This is a genomic window from Polycladomyces zharkentensis, assembly GCF_016938855.1.
Lineage (GTDB): Bacteria > Bacillota > Bacilli > Thermoactinomycetales > JIR-001 > Polycladomyces > Polycladomyces zharkentensis.
This window is the reverse complement of record NZ_JAFHAP010000009.1, coordinates 1-21,874: the sequence shown is the minus strand read 5'-3', so window position 1 is coordinate 21,874 and position 21,874 is coordinate 1. Positions and strand designations below refer to the sequence as shown.

Here is a 21,874-nt window from a genome sequence, read left to right as displayed (position 1 = left end):
CGGATTCACCTTCCTTCGCCCAATCCCAAGCGTTTGGCGATAATGGATTTCATGATCTCATTGGTTCCCGCGTAAATGGAGGTGACGGCGATGTCCCGGAATCTCCGTGCGATGGGGTATTCCTCCATGTATCCGTATCCGCCGTGCAGTTGCATGCACTGGGCGGCCACCCGTTTGGCCATCTCGGTCAGCCACCATTTGGCCATCGACACTTCGGTGACGCAGTCAACGCCTTTTCTGTGTTCTTCGATCAGACGTTCAAGAAAAGCGCGACCCAATTCAATCTCCGTGGCCATCTCCGCCATGGTGAATTGCGTGTGTTGAAACTGGCCGATCGGCTTTCCGAATGCCGTCCGCATTTTTACGTAGTCCAACGTTGTCCGAAACATCTCTTCGGCCGCCACCCAAGCGGACAACGCCACCACCAAACGCTCCTGTTGCAGCTGGTTCATCAGATAGTAAAACCCTTTTCCTTCTTCCCCCAGGAGATTACGAACCGGCACACGGCACTCGTGAAAATAGAGTTCTGTCGTGTCCAGACAGTGCAAACCCACTTTCTCCAGCTTCTTTCCTCTTTCAAATCCCGGTGTTCCTCGTTCCACCACGAGCAGACTGATTCCTCTGTGTTGGGGTTCTGCACCGGGATCGGTTTTACACACAACGATGATTAAGTCAGCGTGAAACCCGTTGGTGATAAAGGTTTTTTGCCCGTTCAGCACGTAAACGTTCCCTTCGCGGCGGGCCGTCGTAGTGATATTGGCCAAGTCGGAACCCGCCCCCGGCTCCGTCATGGCGATGGCCGTAATCAAATCACCGCTGACACATCCCGGCAACCAGCGTTGTTTTTGCTCCTCCGTTCCGTAAGCGGTGAGATAAGGCACCACGATTTCATTGTGCAACGCTATGCCGGCCAACCCGGAACCGACACGTTCCATTTCCTCGATGATGGCCACCGCGTACAACCAATCCGCCCCCGCCCCGCCGTACCGCTCCTCCACGGTGGGACAAAGCCAGCCGTTCTCCCCCATCTTCTTCCAAAATGATCGCGGGATCAGCCGATCCTTTTCCCACTGCTCGTAGTGGGGAACTGCTTCCTTTTCCAGAAAGCGGCGGAATGTTTGGCGAAACACCTGCACCTCCTCTTGGTGTGTCAACTTCATCAACCGCTCCCTTCCCGGCCGACGGAGACACCCGCTGCCCCTTTGGGACGCAATCGGTACCGCAGAATTTTGCCACTTGCGTTTTTCGGCAGTGCCTCCACGAAAACGTAACGCCTGGGCCGTTTGTAATTGCTCAGTTTGTCACTCTCCCGCAAAAACACATCCAAATCTTCCGCCGTCAACGCATCATCCTTTGGCACCACGTACGCGACGACGCGCTCTCCCCACGTTTCATCCGGTTCGCCGACGACAGCCACTTCGAATACACCGGGGTGCTCGTACAAGACATCCTCAATCTCGCGCGGATAGATATTTTCACCTCCGCTGATGATCATGTCATCCATCCGGTCCACCACCCACAGATACCCGTCTTCGTCGAGACAGCCCAAATCGCCGCTGTGGTACCATCCCTTGTACAAGGCTTTGCGATTGGCTTCCTCTCGTTTGTAATAACCCTGCATCAAGCAAGTTCCCCGTACCAGAATTTCGCCCACTTCCCCCGGCAGGAGCACCTCTTCCGGTTCGGAGGGGCCGTCCGTCCCCGGCCGGACCACGCGCACTTCGTGATGGATGGCGGGTTTTCCGGCAGAGCCGGCTTTTTTCAGATGTTCATCCGGAAGGAGAAACGTGACAGCCGGGCCCATTTCGGTCATCCCGTAGGCCTGTACCAAACCGATTTCCAACCGCTCGTGAATGGCTCGGACCATCGACGTGGCCATCGGTGCCGCCCCGTACAATCCCAGCCGAAGCGATGACAAATCATAGTCCTCCACGTTTTCTTTCAGCAACAGGTTCCACATGGTGGGCGCGGCGAACAATATGGTCACTTGTTCCCGCCGGATCGTCTCCAACACCGTACGGGCATCGAATTGATGCAACAAGACGTTGCCGGCACCGATGTGCACCCGCGGGAGAAAACAGCAATGCAGTTCCGCCACGTGAAACATGGGTGCGACAGCCAGCCCGCGGTCCTGGTGCGTGAGTTGCGTCACGGCGATCAGGATTTGGCTTTGCTCGATCAGATCGCGGTGACGGTGCATCACCCCCTTGGGTTTGCCCGTGGTGCCGCTGGTGTACATGATGGAAAAAGTGTCTTGTTCATCCACATCGATATGCAAGGAAAGTTCCGGTGCTTGCCCGACCATTTCCCAGTAATCCTGCGCATAACCAGCTGATGTCCCTTGGTCGATACACCAAAACACCAACTGTTTCTCTCGTTCCGCGATGGGCCGAATCTGCGCTTCCACCGTTGACTCGAAAACGACCACTTTCGGCTCCGCATCCCGGAGGATAAATGAAATCTCCTCAGTGGAGAGCCGGTAATTGATCGGGTTGAAGACCGCTCCCAACTTGGCGCAGGCGAAAAAGAGGGAGCCCAATTCCAAAGTGTTGTACAACACCGCGGAAACACGGTCTCTTTTTTTTACCCCCGTATCAGCCAGTGCACGCGCCAACCGATTGATGTGACGGTTCCACTGTTCATAGGTGACACGTCGATTTTGACGGAGATCCAAAATCGCTTCCCGTTCCGGATGCCGTTCCGCCGTCTGTTCCAACACCGTTCCAATCGTTGGATACATGCCGCACCCTCCTTCGCGATGGATTCAATGGCCAGTACATGTCCCGTACGCCCACAAATGCACATATAATAATATGTATTCTTAAAATAAAGTCTTTTTTCCTTTTACGATTGCGATCATTCATTTAACCAACCGTGTCATCATCGATACATCACCCGACCCCAAGCTTGGCTTCTACCAGGTTGATCCGATCGGCATGATGTTATTTGTCAACAAACCCCTCACCTCACCAACTTCCTTTCATAAGCGAAATTTAGTACTCTGTAGTAGAATTCGCTTGATTGAATATATCAGAACTTAACAAATTGAGGGGAGGGATCGACGTGCTACCTGAGGAAAGGCGACGGCGGATGAGGTTGCATGGGGAATTAATGGTCGGGACATTGGTGATCGGCTGGTGGAGCTGGCGGCTTGTTGGGCCATGATTCTCCTGATCACCGGGATATATCTTTGGTGGCCTCAGGGCCGCAAAAACGTATTCGGCACCCTCCTCCCCCGACTGAATGGGGGAAACCGAACTTTTTGGCGAGATCTTCATGCGGTTCCGGCCTTTTGGTTGTCTTTGGGGATTGCTTTTTTGATCATGACGGGTTTACCCTGGTCCGGGTTTTGGGGAGAGTATGTGCAAAAATGGGCGACTGATGCCGGTATTGGGTATCCGGCTGCTGTTTGGGGGGGAGAAAAGCCCGAATCGACCATTCCTTCCAAGGATGTGGCTGAGGTACCGTGGGCAGCTGAACAACGGCCCGTTCCCCAATCGAAGGAAGTGAAAGCATCTCCAATCTCCATCGACAAAGTGGTGGCGACTGCCGAAGCTCGTAACGTTCATCCCGGCTACGATGTCTACTTCCCGGAGGGGCCGAAAGGAGTTTACACCATATCTGTCTTCCCCGATCAATCCCAGGATGAGGCCACGTTGTACCTGGATCAATTCAGCGGGAAGGTACTGGATGATTATCGGTTTGATGATTATGGTCCATTAGCCAAAATCATCGCCACCGGCATCACCCTTCACAAAGGAACCCAATTTGGGCTTCCCAACCAACTCGCCGGGCTGATCGTCTGTCTGGGAATCGTGGCCATTGCGATCACCGGACTCATCATGTGGTGGAAACGAAAACCCGTTAACAAACTGGGAGCCCCCTCACTTCCGAAAAACTTTCGGCTGGTCAAAGGGGTCGGCTTTCTCGTCATCGCGTTGGGACTCCTTTTCCCTTTGGTCGGGATCTCACTGGTGGTTGTCCTGCTATTGGATCGGCTCATCATTCGGCGGGTTCCGGCCTTGAAACAATGGGTCGGCTGAAACCAATATAATAAAGAAACAGACGGAAAGAACCACCTCTCGTCCTGAAGCAGTTGATTGTCAATTGACGTTCCATCGTGCATGATGAAAGTGTTGGTTTGCCGAAAAAACGATTTCTGAAACGGGAGTGTCGCCATGCAAGCTTATGAGAGATGGATGTCGTTTCCCGATTTGGACCCCGCGTTAAAGGTGGAGTTGGAGAAGTGCCGACATGACGAAGCGGAAATCGAGGACCGGTTCTACCGCCACCTCACGTTTGGTACCGCAGGGCTGCGCGGGCTGATCGGTGCGGGAACCAACCGGATGAACCGTTACACCGTCCGGCGTGCCAGCGAAGGTTTTGCGCGGTTTTTGCTCGATCAGCCCGGCGCTCCGCAAAAGGGGGTCGTCATCGGCTACGATTCCCGTCACGGCTCGTTGGATTTCGCCCGGGAAACGGCGGGGGTGTTCGCCCATCACGGCATCCAGGTCTACCTGTTCGACGAATTGTGTCCGACCCCGATGCTGTCGTTTACCATTCGCCATCTGGGAGCGGCGGGCGGCGTCATGATCACTGCCAGCCACAACCCGGCGGAATACAATGGATACAAAGTGTTCGCCGAAGATGGCGGGCAGATCTCTTCCGATACGGCCCAGCGTATCACCCGGCAAATCGAACGGGTCGAAAACGAACTGACCGTCCCTTGTATGCCGATGGAAGAAGCAATTGAAACGGGACGACTGCACATGATGGGGGATGTCATCCGCAGCGCATACACGAGTCGGTTGCGTGCACTGTCCTTGCACCCCGACTTGGCAAAACGGATGAAAACGCCGCTTCGTCTCGTGTTCACGCCATTGCACGGTACCGGCAACAAGCCTGTACGCCGCATCTTGCGGGAGCTGGGTTATGAATACGTTCATACCGTACCCGAACAGGAGCATCCTGATCCTGACTTTTCCACCGTCACCTCACCCAATCCTGAGGACCCCCGCTCTTTCGACATGGCGCTGGCGCAAGCGCGCGAGTGTGATGCTCACTTGGTAATCGGCACCGATCCGGATGCTGACCGCCTGGGAGTATGGGTACGCGTTCGCAAGGGAGAATACCAACCGCTCAACGGAAACCAAATCGGTGCATTGTTACTGTATTATCTCTTGGAACAGAAGAAACGGCAGGGCAGCCTGCCTGACAACGGTGCTGTGATCAAATCCATCGTCACCTCGGATTTGGGCCGGTCGATCGCCCAATCCTACGGCGTCACGATGGAAGAAACCTTGACCGGATTCAAATACATCGCCGCCAAAATCGCGGAGTACGAAAAAAGCGGCCGTCATACATTTCTGTTCGGCTACGAGGAAAGCTACGGCTATCTGGCGGGTTCATTTGTACGGGACAAAGACGCCGTGCAAGCGGCGATGTTGTGTTGCGAAATGGCCGCCTACCATGCAGAACGGGGAAAAACTCTGATCGACGTTTTGAACGGTCTGTACCAGCGGTACGGTACTTACCGGGATGACTTGTTCTCTTTCACCCTGAAAGGAAAAGAGGGGCAGGAAACGATCACCCGCATCATGGAGCGGTTGCGTGGGAAGCCGATCACCCACTTTGGCGGTCTTTCCGTTCGTAAATGTCAAGATTATCTGAAAGGGATCGACGGGTTTCCATATGCGGACGTGTTGAAATACCGCCTTGAAGACGGTAGTTGGGTAGCCGTTCGACCGTCGGGAACCGAACCGAAGATCAAATTTTATTTCAGTGTGGTAGCCGAGGATGCAGAACGCGCCGAACAAAAGTTGCACCTGTTGCAAACATCGATCCGATCGCTGATCCGCCCCATCACCGAAAAGACCAAATGAAACGGAGCGGCAACCGGAGGACCATCTCTTTTACCTGCCAACCATTCCGGTTACGCTTCGTGGAAAAGGTTCACTGAAAACGAACAGTCCTGGCAACCGCCCCAATCATCTCAGCAAGGCTCCATCCAACGGATGGAGCCACTATTTTGAAAATGAAATGTCGGGGGACGGCATGTTTCTGAAAGTTGTCGTTTCCCCGCCACGCTTTGCAAGCGTTTCATCGTCCGTCTTCTGTTACAATATCAGTACGACCAGAAGACAACGAACGGAGGTATACACATGTATCAGGTGAACAACCGCATTTCAATCGAATCCGCGGAACAACTGCAACACTTGGTGGAACGGTTTCGTACGGCGCCGGAATCAATGAAGGAAGTGCCCGGGTTCGTCTCGTTTCGCCTGCTCAAAGCGGAAGACGGTTCCCATCTGTTGGTGGAGACCGTTTTTGAATCAAAAGAAGCTTTTGTCAAATGGACGCAAAGCGGACATTTCAAACGGGCTCATGGCGGTCGCAGCCATCAAAACGCCCGACCCGATCTGTCCGCATACGAAGTATTAATCAAGTAGGGAAGGAGGAATTGTCACTTGGATTACCAAATCGCCCTGTTTATTCATATCGTTTCCATCGCCACTTGGTTTGGGGGATTGTCCATGATGGCCATTTGGCTTCGGAATACTGTTCGCGGGGAATCGACAGATGCACAAGCGTCACTCCGGGCCGCTCATCGGGCCAACATGACCATGCTGGTACCGACGGCTGTACTGGCGCTCATCACCGGACTGTATATGCTGATAACCGGTGAATGGGGGAGCGACAAGCCGTTGTGGTTGCTGATCAAAGAGCGCTTCGCCAGCATATGGGTTCTGATCTACGTTTTGTTGTTTTCCTTCGCCGGCGGCAAACTGCTGAAGAAAGCACAAGAAGAAAATGATGCGGGAAACGCGGTCAAGCGCTACATTCTATGGCTCAATCTCTCTTTGGCGATTTTAACGCTGATCATCTTGGTTGTGACATTCAGATTCTCCTGAATCGGATGTGGTTTTTGTCCATTTTTCGGGGTGAGTCCTTTCCCGCTGTCGCAGGAAAAGGCCACCCTTTTTTCTTAAAAAGACTATGATCTCCCTTTCACAATCAATATAATAGAATGAAAGAAGAGAAGGGAGTTTTTCTGTGCTGGATCACGCCGTCTTTTTGCTAAAATTCCTGCGATCCCCCAGAAGCATTGGCAGCATTGTACCCAGTTCGCCTTTTTTGGCTCATGAGATGATGAAACCCATTGATTGGAAACACTCGTACGTCATCGTGGAGCTGGGTGCGGGAACGGGTGCATTGACACGATATATTCAGCGATGGAAAAAGGCGGACAGTCACGCCCTGATTTTTGAAAAGGATACGCAGCTGCGGAATCGTCTGAAAACGGCGTATCCTGATCTCCTTTTCGCCTCTGATGCCCGTTATTTGTCCCGCGAACTCCACAAACATGACTTAGGACAAGCAGACTGCATACTTAGCGGACTGCCGTTCGCCAACTTCTCCCCACCACTGCGAGACAGAATTTTGCGCGAAGTGCAACGTTCGCTGAGACCCAACGGCCTTTTCATCACGTTCCAATACACACTTCAGATGAAGCAGCATTTGGAGCAACAGTTCCCTTCAGTTGAAATCGTGTTCACGCCATGGAACATTCCGCCCGCTTTCGTATACATCTGCCGAAACCATGTATGATAAACCAAACCCCTTCACCGGCAATACCGGTGAAGGGGTTTGTTATGATTGCTTCAGCCGTTCCAGCACATTGGTCGTCATCCGATCCACCTTGGCATTGTACGCCGCCTGTGCCGTGTGACCAAACGGATCCAGGAACCAGCTCCAATAAAACGTCCCTGTGGCAAATGCCGCTTTGCCCCCCGGTTTCGGATACCAAACCACATTGGCATAGGTGGGTTTTCCGTAACAATAGGTCGGCGAATGAGCAATGACCTGAACACCCGGGATCTTGCCACCATAACGATCGATCTCGCCGCCGACAACACCTGGAATCTTGTCGCCTTTCCGCAAACCGGTTCCTTCATATATCCAATGATCGGGATCCGCCACCACCATTGGAGCCGTATGATCCGGGATTCCACAATACATGATGCCAAAAACCTGATCTTCCGGCTTCAATACAGGCTTATCACGAAAACGCGTCGTGACCAATTCCGGATGGATATAGTAGTAAGGATCGCGATCGGCGTTTTGTTTGTAGGATACCATCACACGATCGGGGCGTCCCTCTTTGTCCGGTTCAAATCGGACCTGCCAGTACCCGACATTGGCACCGAACACCGCCAAGTTGATGCGGTTGTCGGTGAGCGTCTCGATGCTGTTGCGCATCTGCATCGACCAGTATTCCGAGTGTCCCGCAATAATCAACGCTTTGATCTGCGCTTTCTCAAGCAGACCGAGATGCACGTCCGTGTCTGTCAGATAGGTCAGGCTATACCCTTTTTTCTCCAGCCAGCGAATGAGGTTGTACTCAAACTTGAAAAATTGGCCTGCACCAAAATAGTCATCAAATGGGCGGTTGAACGAAACTTTGGCGGATTGAATGCCTTCGGTGCTGTTGTAGGAGTACAAACTCTTGCCACCCCAGGCGTTGTAGGCGTGATAGGTGTTGGTTGCGATCAAGACGGCAAAATCGGCTTGCGGTACGGATTGACGTACAACAAACGGAATATAGCTTTGTCGACCTTCCTCGTCCACCAGTTTGTTCAGATAAAAACCCGTCGTCCAATGATGGGGAATGCGAATGGCGTGTGTCGGCTTCCAACCGGCGTCCATCGTTTCCGGATCAGGCGTCGATGGCTGTGATACGGCCGGAAGTCCATCGATTTTCTCGACCAAACGTCCCCCTCGCCCACCGTACCACCCCATCCGATAGATCTCCATCCGATACGGCTTCTGGCTGGAAACGTAAAACGTGATCCAGTTGCCGGGACGGACTGATACGGCGGAAGCATAACCCTGCAACAGGTGCTTGCCGGGAATCGAGATCTTCCAATTGTTCGTTCCCGGTTTGCGGTTTTCTTCGCGGATGCTGGTTGCATGTGACGGTTCGACTTGCGACGATTGGCTCCCCTGCAACAAATGCAAATGATTGGATTGGCCCACAAACAACGACAACGTCTTGAGGAAATCAGGTGCGAGGGTGCTGGACCCCACAACCATCCCCATCAACCGGGTCAATTTCTCTATCGCTTCCCGTCGCGTCAACTCCTGTTCCAACTGCTTTTGTGAATACTGAGCAATGCGATTCCACCAGTTCAACCTCGTTCGCCTCTCCCATTCACCTTTTTGCATTTGTATAAGGCCTCTTTTTCTATATTACAGGAAGAATCGATCATTGAGACAAGAAAATTTTTGACGAATTCTGGTTAATTTCCTATTCGCTTTTTCAAGGCATGGGCAAAGGATCTTTGGGAAAAATACCCTCTTTTTGCTCTCGCATTCATTCATTAATATTTCAATCAATCCCAATATCCATTTGGAGCGGTTGATTCCAGTTGAACCACACATTCACCCGAATTTGGGCTTATGCCTGAATCATAGAGAAGAAATGCCCAATCGCATGTTTTACTCCCCTCCCAAAAAGATCAGAAGTACAAACCTGATGACATTGAATCATACGATCATTAAAGGAAAATAAAAAGCCTGCAGCCCTGATGGCTGCAGGCTTCACTTTGTTTTGGATTACTCCACGGTTACACTCTTGGCCAGGTTGCGCGGTTTGTCGACGTCATATCCACGGGACACACAAGCGTAATAAGCGATCAATTGCAGCGGAATCACCGCCAAGACCGGTGTCAGGAGCGGCAGGGTTTTCGGAATGGTGAACACCCGATCCACTGATTTATGAAGTTCCTGATCCCCTTCCAGCGCCAATCCCAACACGCGCGCACCGCGGGCTTTCACTTCGATGATGTTGCTGACCATCTTATCGTAGATCGCTTCCTGGGTGGCCAGCGAAATCACCGGCACGCCTTCTTCGATCAAGGCCAGGGTGCCATGTTTCAATTCACCCGCCGCATACGCTTCGGAGTGGATGTAGGTGATTTCTTTCAGCTTGAGTGACCCTTCCAAGGCGACCGCATAATCCAATCCGCGACCCAGGAAGAACAGGTCTTCGTGACGGGCGATTTCCTGAGCAAACTCCTGGATGGACGTGGTGTCGCTCAACACTTGATCCGCTTTTTCCGGCAATTGTTGCAACGCGGTGACAATGTGGGCCAACTCGTTTTCCGCCCGTGTGCCACGGATGCGGGCAAAATAGGCTCCCAGCAGGTAGATGGCAATCAATTGGGACGTATATGCTTTGGTTGAGGCCACCGCGATTTCCGGTCCAGCCCAGGTGATGATCACATCGTCCGCTTCACGAGCCACGGAGCTACCCACCACGTTGGTGATCGCCAGTACGCGAGCCCCCGCTTTTTTCGCTTCACGGAGTGCAGCCAGGGTGTCTGCCGTTTCGCCCGATTGGCTGATGACGACCACGAGCGTATTCGGGGTGATGATCGGGTTGCGATACCGGTATTCAGAAGCGATGTCCGTCTCAACCGGGATCCGTACCAAGTCTTCGATCACGTATTTTCCGACCAGCCCCGCATGATACGCGGTACCGCACGCCACGATATGAATCCGTTCGATTTTGTTGATCTGATCTTCGCTCAACCCGATTTCGCGGGACAGATCCACTTGGCCATCTTTGACCCGACCGGCCATGGTGTCCCGGATCGCTTTGGGCTGTTCGTAGATCTCTTTCAGCATGAAATGATCGTAACCGCCTTTTTCAGCGGTGACGACATCCCAATCGACGTGCAGCATGTCCCGTTGGACCGGGGTGCCGTCCATTTTCATCAATTGTACGTCGTCCCGTGTGATGACGGCCATTTCTCCGTCTTCCACCACGTAAATGTCACGCGTGTGTTTCAAGATGGCCGGGATGTCCGAAGCGATAAAGTTTTCGCCTTTGCCCACACCGACGATCAACGGACTGGCCAAACGGACCGCCACCATTTTGTCCGGTTCATGCTCACTGATGATACCCAGCGCGTAAGCCCCTTCCAATCGGGCAACCACTTTTTGCACCGTGGACACCAGATCTCCGTCCCACAGATCGGCGAGAAGATGAGCGATCACTTCGGTGTCCGTCTCGGAGGTGAACACGCGCCCCTTTGCTTGCAGTTCTTCTTTCAGCTCGAGATAATTCTCGATAATCCCGTTGTGAACGACAGCAAACCGTTGCTCTTGGTCCACATGCGGGTGCGAGTTCTCATCGGAAGGCTTCCCGTGAGTTGCCCAGCGGGTATGGCCAATCCCCAGATTGCCAGGCAGGGAGCGGGATTTCAGCCGTGCTTCCAGCTCGCTCAGTCGTCCTTTGGATTTTTGCACACCAATGGTTTCGCCGTTATAAACCGCCAATCCCGCGGAGTCATACCCACGGTATTCCAGCTTGCTCAGGCCTTCCAACAAAATCTCCTGGGCTTGTTTCGGCCCAATATATCCAACGATTCCGCACATCGGTTTCACCAAACCCCCTTCAATTGACAGAGCCGGAGAGGTTTCTCCTCTCTCTTCTTCATTTTTTCTCTACCGTGCTCGCTATTTGTGTTTTTATTTTCAAACCGACGTGACTTGCGGCATCGTGCCGAAACCTTTGTGGGAAGAGTCGCCTCTTCCTTTTGTGTTTCGGCTCGGCGGCCCCGATGCCGGGCCGGGAGGTATCCGCCGAAAAATCGATCGTCCTCCACCTCGTCAACTGCCTTCACCGGCAGTCCTGGCGCTTGACGACAAAACCGGAACACGAACCACCACCCGTTTTTTCCACATCACCTCCCTTAAATATAAAAAACTATTTATTATCTTACGCAATAATCGATTCATTGTAAAGGCGAACAGGTCGTCTCCCGCCCGTCGCTTTCGTGCAGGGGCAGGGAGACGGCTTATGCGACTGTACCCGGACGCTGCTCAGGACGCCAATTGTTCGCGTACCACTTCCGCGATGCTTTCTACATATCTTTGCAGCGCTTTTACATCAGGCCCTTCCGCCATTACCCGAATGAGCGGTTCCGTACCGGACGGACGCACCAACACGCGACCTTCGTTTCCGAGCGCTTGTTCCACTTCCGAGATTTTGCTGCGGATCGCTTCGTTTTGATCCCAGCCCTCTTTCTTTTTGACGGGTACATTTACCAGAATTTGCGGGTATTTGGTCACAATGGACGCCAGCTCCTTCAAGGTGCTGCCCTTGTCCTTGACAACCTGCAAGAGCTGCAGTGCGGTCAACAGCCCGTCTCCCGTCGTGTTGTGTTCCAAGAAGATGATGTGACCGGACTGCTCACCGCCGAGAATGTAGCCACCGTCCCGCATCGCTTCCATCACATAGCGGTCGCCCACCTTGGTTTTTTCCGCGGCGATTCCCAACTCCTCCAGTGCTTTGAAAAAGCCGATATTACTCATCACCGTGGCGACGACCGTATTCCCTTTTAATTGCCCTTTTTCCTTGAGATATTTCCCGCAAATCGCCAATATATGATCGCCGTCCACCAAATCGCCATTTTCGTCCACGGCGATCAACCGGTCGGCATCCCCGTCGAACGCCAGTCCCAGATGCGCCTGGCGGTTGACCACTTCCTGCTGAAGTTTCTCCGGGTGGGTGGAGCCACTGTGCACATTGATATTGACACCATCCGGCTCAGCGGCGAGCACCGTCACATCCGCACCCAGCTCACGCAACAGTTGGGGAGCCAAATCCGATGCCGCCCCATTGGCACAATCCACCACGATGTGCATACCGCACAAATCCGTATTGATCGTGGTTTTCAAGTACTCCAGGTAGTGCTGTGCCGCATCGGGGTAATCGACGATCCGCCCGATTCCCTCTCCTTCCGGCCGCGGCAGGCGATCTTCCGGCTCATCCAGCCACTTCTCGATCTCAGCCTCGGTTTCATCCGACAGCTTGAAACCATCCGCACCGAAAAATTTGATCCCATTGTCTTGGAACGGATTGTGGGACGCGGAAATCATCACACCCGCATCCGCTTCACAGTGACGTGTCAAATAGGCCACACCCGGTGTGCTGACAACGCCTGCGCGGATTACGTCCACACCGATGGACAACATTCCCGCAATCAAAGCGGATTCCAACATCTGACCGGACAGACGGGTATCACGTCCCACCACCACGCGCGGACGCTCTTTGGTTTGCGTCAACACATACGCACCGCAGCGGCCGAGACGAAACGCCAACTCCGGCGTCAACTCGCGGTTGGCCACCCCTCGTACACCGTCTGTTCCAAAATACTTACCCATGATGATTTCTCCTCCTTCAAACCTTCAGACGTCCTTTGGAACAAAAATGTTCCTCGGACGCGTCACCCTCGGGGAAAAACAAGCGCAATCCCCCGATTGGTTCGCATCTATTTGGAAAGCCGTACTGTCGCCATCAAAACCGGATCATCCTGTAACCGGACATACGGCGGTAATTTGATTTGGATCGGTCGGGCGTAAATACCCGGCGGTAACCGGGACACATCCACATACGCGCGGATGTCACCGGGTTTCAGATTCCGGATCAAGTCGGGGGCTCCCGTTACCGTCATGTACATCCTTCCCCCCGACGGAGTGATCACCTGCGACTTCAGTCCCTCGCTCAAACCGCTCAACTCGATCGGCACATTGGTCAATGTTCGGGCCTGCGCCGGAACGATTTTCACAGAGATCCGCACTGTTTTCGGCTCCACTCTGTCGACACCGTTGACCAACGGGATGGGCATTTCGAAGGTATCATCCTTCTTGGTCCGGGACAAGTCCAATTTGGGTCCGGGATATACTTCTAATCCTTGAATATATTCCGCAGGACCGTAAACGGTCACTTTGTCCACGTTCATGGTCAATTGACTGACGGCGTATCCCGCAGGGGGATATTTATCAATGCCCACATTGAGCGGGATCTCAGCGTTGGGACTGGCCACGGGCACTTCCACATCCACGACGGGACGCGGCAACACCTCCGCCCGGTTGAGCGGACCTTCTTCCCCGTATACTTGTAACGTAACTGACTTCGAAACCGTTTCAGTTGCTCCGTCCACATTGACAACCGCCTTGACGGCGGTCACTTGGTCCAACAGCGATGCAGAACCCCGGATCAGAACGCGCGTCGGGGAGATGATCGGTTTGCCCGCTTTGTAACCGGGAGCGGGTGTGCCCACCAGATCCACATGTACGGGCATCTCTTTTTGCTCTTTGAGCTCCAGCGTCACATCGACCTGTGACGGTTCCACTTCCACCTCAATGCCGGACGGCAGACCTTTCACCTTTACCGGGACGTTTCGGTGCGTACCGGGACCCAGTTGGCGCAAATCCACATAGGCGTGGTACTCATCCGGATTCAGTTGATCCAATGCGTACAGGTTGCCCTTCAGTTTCAGGTTGACTGTCTTGGGGGCATCCGTCAAATCCATGCGCTCCTGATCAAACCGCGCTTCCAGTGTGACGTTGCGGATCGTGGTGAAGCTCTCATCTTCCCTGGGAAGCGGCAGTGTTTTATCATTGACTGACATCCACAGCGTGATTGCCAATCCGAGAGCGAGCAATTTCAGTACCGTATTGCTTTCAAACCATTTTTCCATCGCTCACTCCCCCTTCCAACTCCAAAAGTTGCCGTTTTTCTCGGGGGGCCTCAGTTCTTCATACAAACGCGTCAAGAGCATTTCCTCACTCAGTCCGCGTTCCAACCGGCCGTGGATGGCCAATGATACACTGCCGGTTTCCTCCGAAACGATTACGGCGATGGCGTCGGATACCTCGGACATGCCGATTCCTGCACGGTGCCGGGTTCCCAGCTCTTTGCTGATAAACGGGTTTTCCGACAGGGGCAGATAGCAACCTGCGGCCATGATCCGGTCTTTGCGGATGATCACCGCACCGTCGTGCAATGGCGTGTTGGGCAGAAAGATGTTGATCAACAGCTCTGAACTGACGGCTGCCGACAATTCGATGCCGGTTTCGATGTAGTCGGATAACCCGGTTTGCCTTTCCACCACAATCAATGCACCGATGCGGCGCTTGGACAAGTGGGTGACCGCTTTGTTCAATTCACCCACGAGACGGCTGACTTCCTGTTCTTCGGCAAATTTGCTCCGTCCGAAAAAGCCGCCCCTTCCCAACTGTTCCAATGCCCTGCGCAACTCGGGCTGAAAGATGATCAAAATGACGATGACACCAACAGAAAACAAATTCTGCATCAACCACTGCAAAGTGGACAGGTGAAAGAAGCTGCTGACCATCCAGACGCCCACGACCACAAAAATCCCCTTCAGCAGTTGTACCGCTCTTGTACCGCGAAGGAGCAACAACAACTGATATATGATGTAACTGACGATCAAAATGTCGACAAAATCGTTGACATAACGGGTCACACCGTCCAGCGTAAGCATGGGGCGCCTCCATCCGATTGTTGCCTTCTGTTAGTCTGTGATGGGATGCAATCGGAGATTCCACTTTCTCGCGCCTTTTTTCATCATAAGGCATCCCAAAGCAAAAGAAAACGTGAAACCTGCCACACCTCAGCCGGCACCACTTCCGAACGGGGCTTGTACAATAAACGGACGTTCTGTCACTCATACACTTAGTGTAGCAAAAATGGAAGGCGAAAGGTGATTTTTCTGCAAAGAAAGATGGAAAAAGGACCTCCCGGCGGAAGTCCTTTTCATGTCACGACCGAGGGCGTTTGACGTTACTCATATCATAGCCCACCAGCCGTCAAAATTCTACAATTTTTCCTCAATGCCAGAGACTGCGGACAAAATTTCGCAAACAGCCCAATGCGGGAGCGGCTTCTTCGGGAGTTCTTACCCCGACTCATTCCCCGCGTGGAGAATCGCTTTCCCTGGTGTCAGGACACCCTCGCTGTTCACCGTTTGTTCAGAAGCACCCCAGTGTCTAGGCTGGGAAGCGGCTTGGCTCTCCCCGACAGTTCATCAACATCGGTTCGCTGTTTTCCCGAATCAGCCCGTATTGCGCAATCCCGCCGCAATACCGTTGATGGTCAACAGCACCTGTTCGAGTGTTTCCTTACACTCCTCTTTGGAGGAGCAGTGATACCGCAACTGGTGCAACAGATCGACCTGGATGAAGCTGAGCGGGTCCACGTACGGATTGCGCAGGCGGATCGATTCCTGGATCACCGGAACGTGATCCAGCACATCCGCTTGCCCCGTAATGGCCAGCACCATTTCGCGGGTCAAGCGATACTCCTCCTCCAATTTACCGAAAATTCGATCCGCTGCATCACGATCCTGCACCAATGAATCATATTCGCGGGCAATGACGAAGTCCGCCTTGGCCAACGCCATCTGCAGGTTGTCGACCAGCGAACGGAAGAATGGCCAATCCCGGTACATTTCCTTCAAGATCTGCAAGCCGTCTTCGTGTTGTTGCACAAACCGGGCAAATCCCGTGCCCGCCGCATACCATGCGGGGAACAGATACCGGCTTTGCGTCCACGCGAACACCCACGGAATGGCACGCAGATCTTCGAACGCTTGGCTGTTTTTGCGGCGTGTCGGTCGCGAACCGATTTTGAGTTCTCCGATCTCCGGCAGCGGTGTGGCTGTATGGAAGTAGGAGAGAAAATCGGGGTCTTCAAATACCAAAGATTGATATGCTTTGAGCGCCTCTTCCGAAATTTCGGCCATCGCCTCCAACCATTCCGGCTTTTCCTCAGACTCCCGACCGGTGAGAGCGGATGCGGCCGACAGCAATAACGCGGAAGTGGCTTGTTCAAGACTGCGGAACGCGATCGGTTTCAATGCATAGCGCGAAGAAAGAACTTCTCCTTGTTCCGTGATTTTCACTCCGCCCACTACCGTCTCCGGCGGCTTTGCCTGGATACTGCGGTTCAACGGCCCGCCGCCGCGCCCCAGCGCCCCGCCGCGGCCGTGGAAAAATTTCGTGTTGATCCCGTATCGGCGGGACAGCCGGTACAACCGTTGTTGAGCGTGATACAGCTCCCAGTTGGCCGTCAGCACGCCGCCATCCTTATTGCTGTCCGAATATCCAAGCATAATCTCCTGCGTGGGATGATGCTCCGCATTGGCCGGCACATAAGAAGGATGACGATAATACGCCTCCATGATCTCGTGAGCGCGATGCAAATCGTCGATCGTCTCCAGCAAGGGAACCACGTGAAGCCGGGAGATCGGACCGTTCGGTGTTTTTCGGAACAACCCCACTTCTTTGGCGAACAGCACCACCTCGAGCAAATCGCTGGTGCCTTGCGTCATACTGATCAGGTAGTTGCGGATCGCATCCTCCCCAAATTCTTCCTTGGCCCGCCGGATCACACGGAACAACTCCAAACATTGTTCCGTTTCCGGTGAAAACGACATGAACGGGGACGTCAATGGCCGAGGATCTTCCAGCAACTCCGTCAATAAATTGATTTTTTCCTTTTCAGACAGTTGATCGTAATGCTCGACGATGCCCATACCGGACAAAATCTCCGTCAGGGCCTTTTCATGTTCGCCACTGTGTTGGCGTATATCCAACGTAAGAAGATGGAATCCGAACAGCTCCACTTGCCGGATCAACCGGCCAAGCTCCCGATCGGCAATCACGTCGGCGTGATGGCCGCGCAAGCTTTGTTCGATCAGCCGAAGATCGGATAAAAATGCTTCCGGGGAACGATAGATCCCGTGATCTTTCTTGCCCAGACGCGTATGGTGCAATCGTGCGAGCATATAGGTCAATTTGCGGCGGTACGGTTCATGTTCATTCCGCCATTTGCCTTCCCCGATATCCGCCAATACCACTTCTTCTTCATCTGCCCGCAATGAGTCCAGCAATGCCTCCGACACGCGCACATTCCGCATGGAATGGCTCAATTTTTTGATCAAACGCCTGAGTGCCTCTTCATACTTCGTAATCACCAAGTCGCGCTGCAACCGCAAGGTCCGCCAAGTCACTTCCGGCGTGACTGAAGGATTGCCGTCCCGATCCCCGCCAATCCACGAACCGAACCGTAAAAAAGATGGCACATGCCATTCATGATCAGGATAATACCGTTTCAGGCAACGTTCCAGCTCGCGGTGAATCCCGGGCAACACATCGAACAGCGTCTCGTCCACATAGTACAGGCCATTGCGCACTTCGTCCATCACAGTGGGCTTCCGTTGCCGCAGCTCATCGCTTTGCCATAACGTGATCACTTCTCCCAGCAACTCCTGGCGAATGCACTCCCTTTCTTCTTCCGTCAGATAGGGATGATCCAATTCCTCCACCCGCTTGGCAATGCGATGATGAATATCCAATACCGTACGGCGCATCGCCTCAGTGGGATGGGCTGTGATCACCAGTTCCAATGCGAGCACGTCCAGAATCTCTTCCACCTGTTCCGGCGTAAGGCCCTGTTCCTTCAATTCCCGTACGGCGCTCTCAATCGAATCGGGCTGAACCACATCTTTTCTCGAACGGCGGTACTCGCGATGACGGCGAATTCGGTGGTTTTGCTCTGCAATGTTGACAAGTTGGAAGTAGATAGCAAACGCACGGATCACATCCCGACGCATCTTGGGCGACAAACCCTGTATCAGGGTTTTGCACTGTTTCAATATTTCCGGGTCATAGCTCTGACGAAGCTGTTTGGTCATTTCCCGGATCTTTTCCACATTGTTCAACAATGCTTCTCCCCCGTGCATGACCAAGACATCACCCAGAATGTGACCCAAAAAGCGAACATCCCGTCGCAATGGGTGATCTTTCTCCATCTCAATCGCTTTGACTTGACTCATCTGACTGCGACACCTCCTCAACCACCTAGCACCGCTCCACCGCGGTACGGAAATCCATCTTGTCCAACCTGCAAGTGAATCAGGGTTTCTATATCTTGTTCCCCACTTGCGGACAAGTGGAAACCTTCTTTCACAGCTGACGATAATTATGCTGACATATGAATAATTATAAGCGCACTCCCGATGAATGAAAAGTGAAATAAATGCCATCCAATCATGTATCGGTATGTGAGCCTGTTGATGTGGAATGCCGGCGAGTCGGATGCAGTTGCTTTGGCGGATGAGAAAAACGAAGGCAATTATCCCCTGAGGAAAATCGGGATGAGTACAGGGTACCGTTGGAAACAGCCAACATGTTCAACGAAGCCAAACGATGCGGCAAACACGGGTGATCGCTGTCGGCACAACGGCTGTCCGGGCTTTGGAAACCGTCTCATTCGATGGGTTCGCGGAATCGGAGGGAACGAAAACGGAGTCAAGAACAAAAACGGAAGTCCCGTCTTTTCTGCCAAGGCAGTGTATCGGGAATTGCATGATGAGATGATCAAAGGGCAACCGCCCGTTGAACCGTACTGTTCACGTACGGTTGAAACGTTCAGGCTGTTCATTCGTCCAACACGCAGCAAAGCAACATGATGACGGGGATCAAGTGTCTCCTGTACAGCGGAAATCCGCCATGCTGCTGAAAGAGGCTCCCCACTTCCATTCAAAATCGTTTCCAGGGCGTTTATCCATATCGCACACCACTTTCCCGGCACGCTTCATCTGCGCCCTGTACAACAGGGAAACCGGCGCCGCTTGGAAGCGGTGGGTACAGGACGCGGGCAAAGTATGCTTTGCTTAAAGGAAATGGCCCGCAGAGGGTTTCCTGCACCCATGCGGTTAAGTGAATCCGTGTGCTACAACACGATTTCCCCGAAGGCCGATCCCACCAAAGCCACGGCGACCTTGGCTGTTTTGTTGCCATTGTCCAAAATCGGGTTGACTTCCACAAACTCAGCCGATGTGAGCACATTCGCTTCCGCCAGCATCTCCATCGCCAAGTGACTTTCACGGTAGGTAATCCCGCCGACAACCGGTGTGCCCACACCCGGACAATCTTTCGGGTCCAATCCGTCCAAATCCAGACTGAGGTGGACCCCGTCCGTGCCGTCTGTCACCACTTTCAGTGCTTCTTCCATCACACGCGCCATGCCGATCCGATCAATATCATGCATGGTAAAAACGCGAATACCCAATTCCTTGATCAGCTTCCGCTCACCGGGGTCCAACTCCCGCGCACCGATGATCACGACGTTTTCCGGACTCACTTTGGGTGCGTATCCACCACAATGGACCAGCGCCTCATGACCGTAGCCAAGGCTGGCCGCCAGCGACATGCCGTGGATATTGCCGGAAGGTGTGGTTTCGTGCGTATTCAGATCACCGTGTGCGTCAAACCAGATCACTCCCAATTTGCGATGGTGTTTGGCCACCCCTGCGATCGTTCCGATCGCAATGCTGTGATCCCCTCCCAACACCAAGGGGAACCGCCCTTTTTCCACCGTATCGGAGACGGTCTCCGCCAGCTTTTCATTAACGGCGACAATTTCGTCCAAATATTTTAAATTGGGATCGATCACTTTGTACGTTTCCAACGTGGGTACGGACAGATTGCCGATGTCCTCCACGTCAAATCCCATTTTTGTCAGCTTTTCATGCAAGTTCGCGTAGCGGATCGCACTCGGGCCCATGTCGACACCGCGACGCCCAGCTCCTAAATCCAATGGTACTCCGATCACTGTGATGGGTTTCCGCTCTTGGTACTGGTTCATAGGCGCCATTCTCCCGAAGGAGAGATTCCCCCCTTTTCAAGCTTTCGTGCGACAATTCCGCGGTTTTCATTGTACCATAACGCAAAAACCCCACCAATCCAAGCCTTCCGCGACTTTTTCCATATGATGGCTTTTTTCGTATAAATTTGCGCGTCCTATACAAACGGGGGCGTTGTCAGTTCCGGTAGCAAGGACTCGTAAAGGTGAATTCATCCACTCCCATAGGATATCCCTCAAGGTAAAAGGCATGTAATGCCTTGATTTTCTAAACCATTGGACGGGTCAATACCGAGCTGTCTTCGCTGAGCGGAACATCACAGGAAATTCGTCGATTCAAAGGCGGGAATAAGGGGAATCGTCCATTTGCATCGGGATGAATAAAAAAAAATCTTTGTGTTTGCGGAAATGAGAAGCTACTGCCCGTTGATCAGGCTTTTAAAATGAAACACTTCATTTTCTCTTCATCATGCAAAAAACCCTTCGTGAATCTCACGAAGGGTTTTGTTGTTTGGAGCGGAAGACGGGATTCGAACCCGCGACCCCCGCCTTGGCAAGGCGGTGCTCTACCCCTGAGCCACTTCCGCATATGGTGAGCCATCCAGGACTCGAACCTGGGACACCCTGATTAAAAGTCAGGTGCTCTACCAACTGAGCTAATGGCTCGTGTCATGTTGTCATGTAATTATAATGGTTGGCTGGGGAGGCAGGATTCGAACCTGCGCATCACGGAGTCAAAGTCCGTTGCCTTACCACTTGGCTACTCCCCATTATCCCATATGTAGGGATGGTGGAGGGGGTAGGATTCGAACCTACGAAGGCATAGCCGGCAGATTTACAGTCTGCTGCGTTTGACCACTTCGCTACCCCTCCACAGGGTGGTGGACGGTGACGGGATCGAACCGCCGACCCCCTGCTTGTAAGGCAGGTGCTCTCCCAGCTGAGCTAACCGTCCCAATTGAAGAGCTTGAAGGAAACCCCTCAAGCTCCTCTTGCATTTGGTGACCCGTAGGGGATTCGAACCCCTGCATGCCAGCGTGAAAGGCTGGTGTGTTAACCGCTTCACCAACGGGCCACGTCGATGGAGCTCCCAACCAGACTCGAACTGGTGACCTCTTCCTTACCATGGAAGCGCTCTACCGACTGAGCTATGGGAGCGTGGCTCCTCAGGCAGGACTCGAACCTGCAACCTACCGGTTAACAGCCGGGCGCTCTACCATTGAGCTACTGAGGAACGTTTCATTTCCAATCGGCAAGAGATAGTATACAACGATTCGTCCTCAATTGCAAGTTGTAATTATTGGTTTTTAAAGGAGCTCCTGCCTGGCGGCGTCCTACTCTCCCGGGGGC

General features: G+C 53.2%; 14 protein-coding genes and 8 tRNA genes. 5 read left to right on the top strand and 17 right to left on the bottom strand.

The genetic code is table 11. The features are described from left to right. Positions 1-5 precede the first annotated feature (5 nt). Positions 6-1,160, bottom strand: a complete 1,155-nt coding sequence (locus JQC72_RS10470) for an acyl-CoA dehydrogenase family protein (protein ID WP_205495677.1) — start codon at positions 1,158-1,160, stop codon at positions 6-8. After that, entirely contained in the window at positions 1,160-2,740 is a 1,581-nt protein-coding gene (locus tag JQC72_RS10465) for a fatty acid--CoA ligase (RefSeq protein ID WP_205495433.1), read from the bottom strand. Before JQC72_RS10465 ends, JQC72_RS10470 begins: the two co-directional genes overlap by 1 nt. 421 nt (positions 2,741-3,161) lie before the next feature. Between JQC72_RS10465 and JQC72_RS10460 the strand changes: the two genes are divergently transcribed. From JQC72_RS10460 to JQC72_RS10440, 5 genes are all read left to right on the top strand, one after another. Continuing rightward, positions 3,162-4,043: a PepSY-associated TM helix domain-containing protein gene (locus JQC72_RS10460; RefSeq protein ID WP_302104782.1), complete on the top strand. Its 882-nt coding sequence runs from the start codon at positions 3,162-3,164 to the stop codon at positions 4,041-4,043. A 135-nt stretch (positions 4,044-4,178) separates the two neighbouring features. After that, a complete protein-coding gene (locus JQC72_RS10455) occupies positions 4,179-5,882 on the top strand; it encodes a phospho-sugar mutase (RefSeq protein ID WP_205495432.1) in 1,704 nt (567 codons plus the stop codon). Positions 5,883-6,161: 279 nt separating this feature from the next. Then, positions 6,162-6,449 carry an antibiotic biosynthesis monooxygenase family protein gene (locus tag JQC72_RS10450; RefSeq protein WP_205495430.1) on the top strand — a complete coding sequence of 96 codons (288 nt, stop codon included), beginning with the start codon at positions 6,162-6,164 and terminating at the stop codon, positions 6,447-6,449. 18 nt (positions 6,450-6,467) lie between these two features. Further along, positions 6,468-6,911 (top strand): DUF2269 family protein, encoded by a 444-nt coding sequence (locus JQC72_RS10445; protein WP_205495429.1) that lies wholly within the window; start codon positions 6,468-6,470, stop codon positions 6,909-6,911. 142 nt (positions 6,912-7,053) lie between these two features. Next, positions 7,054-7,608: a class I SAM-dependent methyltransferase gene (locus JQC72_RS10440; RefSeq protein WP_335342440.1), complete on the top strand. Its 555-nt coding sequence runs from the start codon at positions 7,054-7,056 to the stop codon at positions 7,606-7,608. A gap of 42 nt (positions 7,609-7,650) precedes the next feature. Here JQC72_RS10440 and JQC72_RS10435 read toward each other — a convergent pair whose 3' ends face one another. The 15 genes from JQC72_RS10435 to JQC72_RS10365 all read right to left on the bottom strand — a co-directional run bounded on the left by JQC72_RS10435 (position 7,651) and on the right by JQC72_RS10365 (position 21,758). Further along, positions 7,651-9,192 carry a N,N-dimethylformamidase beta subunit family domain-containing protein gene (locus JQC72_RS10435; RefSeq protein WP_205495427.1) on the bottom strand — a complete coding sequence of 514 codons (1,542 nt, stop codon included), beginning with the start codon at positions 9,190-9,192 and terminating at the stop codon, positions 7,651-7,653. Positions 9,193-9,615: 423 nt separating this feature from the next. Next, entirely contained in the window at positions 9,616-11,442 is a 1,827-nt protein-coding gene (gene glmS, locus JQC72_RS10430) for a glutamine--fructose-6-phosphate transaminase (isomerizing) (RefSeq protein WP_205495425.1), read from the bottom strand. 447 nt (positions 11,443-11,889) lie between these two features. Then, a complete protein-coding gene (gene glmM, locus JQC72_RS10425) occupies positions 11,890-13,233 on the bottom strand; it encodes a phosphoglucosamine mutase (RefSeq protein ID WP_205495423.1) in 1,344 nt (447 codons plus the stop codon). A gap of 107 nt (positions 13,234-13,340) precedes the next feature. Then, a complete protein-coding gene (locus JQC72_RS10420; RefSeq protein WP_205495421.1) occupies positions 13,341-14,552 on the bottom strand; it encodes a CdaR family protein in 1,212 nt (403 codons plus the stop codon). 3 nt (positions 14,553-14,555) lie between these two features. Further along, a complete protein-coding gene (gene cdaA, locus JQC72_RS10415; RefSeq protein ID WP_205495419.1) occupies positions 14,556-15,359 on the bottom strand; it encodes a diadenylate cyclase CdaA in 804 nt (267 codons plus the stop codon). Between the two features lie 570 nt (positions 15,360-15,929). After that, positions 15,930-18,713, bottom strand: a complete 2,784-nt coding sequence (gene ppc / locus JQC72_RS10410; RefSeq protein ID WP_205495417.1) for a phosphoenolpyruvate carboxylase — start codon at positions 18,711-18,713, stop codon at positions 15,930-15,932. Between the two features lie 899 nt (positions 18,714-19,612). Then, positions 19,613-20,527, bottom strand: a complete 915-nt coding sequence (gene rocF / locus JQC72_RS10405; protein ID WP_205495415.1) for an arginase — start codon at positions 20,525-20,527, stop codon at positions 19,613-19,615. 509 nt (positions 20,528-21,036) lie between these two features. Next, a tRNA-Gly gene (locus tag JQC72_RS10400) sits at positions 21,037-21,111 on the bottom strand. A 3-nt stretch (positions 21,112-21,114) separates the two neighbouring features. Beyond that, positions 21,115-21,190: transfer RNA gene (locus JQC72_RS10395), tRNA-Lys, on the bottom strand. Between the two features lie 29 nt (positions 21,191-21,219). Then, positions 21,220-21,294: transfer RNA gene (locus tag JQC72_RS10390), tRNA-Gln, on the bottom strand. A gap of 18 nt (positions 21,295-21,312) precedes the next feature. Beyond that, positions 21,313-21,397: transfer RNA gene (locus tag JQC72_RS10385), tRNA-Tyr, on the bottom strand. A 6-nt stretch (positions 21,398-21,403) separates the two neighbouring features. Next, a tRNA-Val gene (locus JQC72_RS10380) sits at positions 21,404-21,479 on the bottom strand. Positions 21,480-21,523: 44 nt separating this feature from the next. Continuing rightward, positions 21,524-21,599, bottom strand: a tRNA-Glu gene (locus tag JQC72_RS10375). A gap of 7 nt (positions 21,600-21,606) precedes the next feature. Then, a tRNA-Thr gene (locus tag JQC72_RS10370) sits at positions 21,607-21,682 on the bottom strand. Position 21,683: 1 nt separating this feature from the next. Continuing rightward, positions 21,684-21,758: transfer RNA gene (locus tag JQC72_RS10365), tRNA-Asn, on the bottom strand. Positions 21,759-21,874 lie beyond the last annotated feature (116 nt).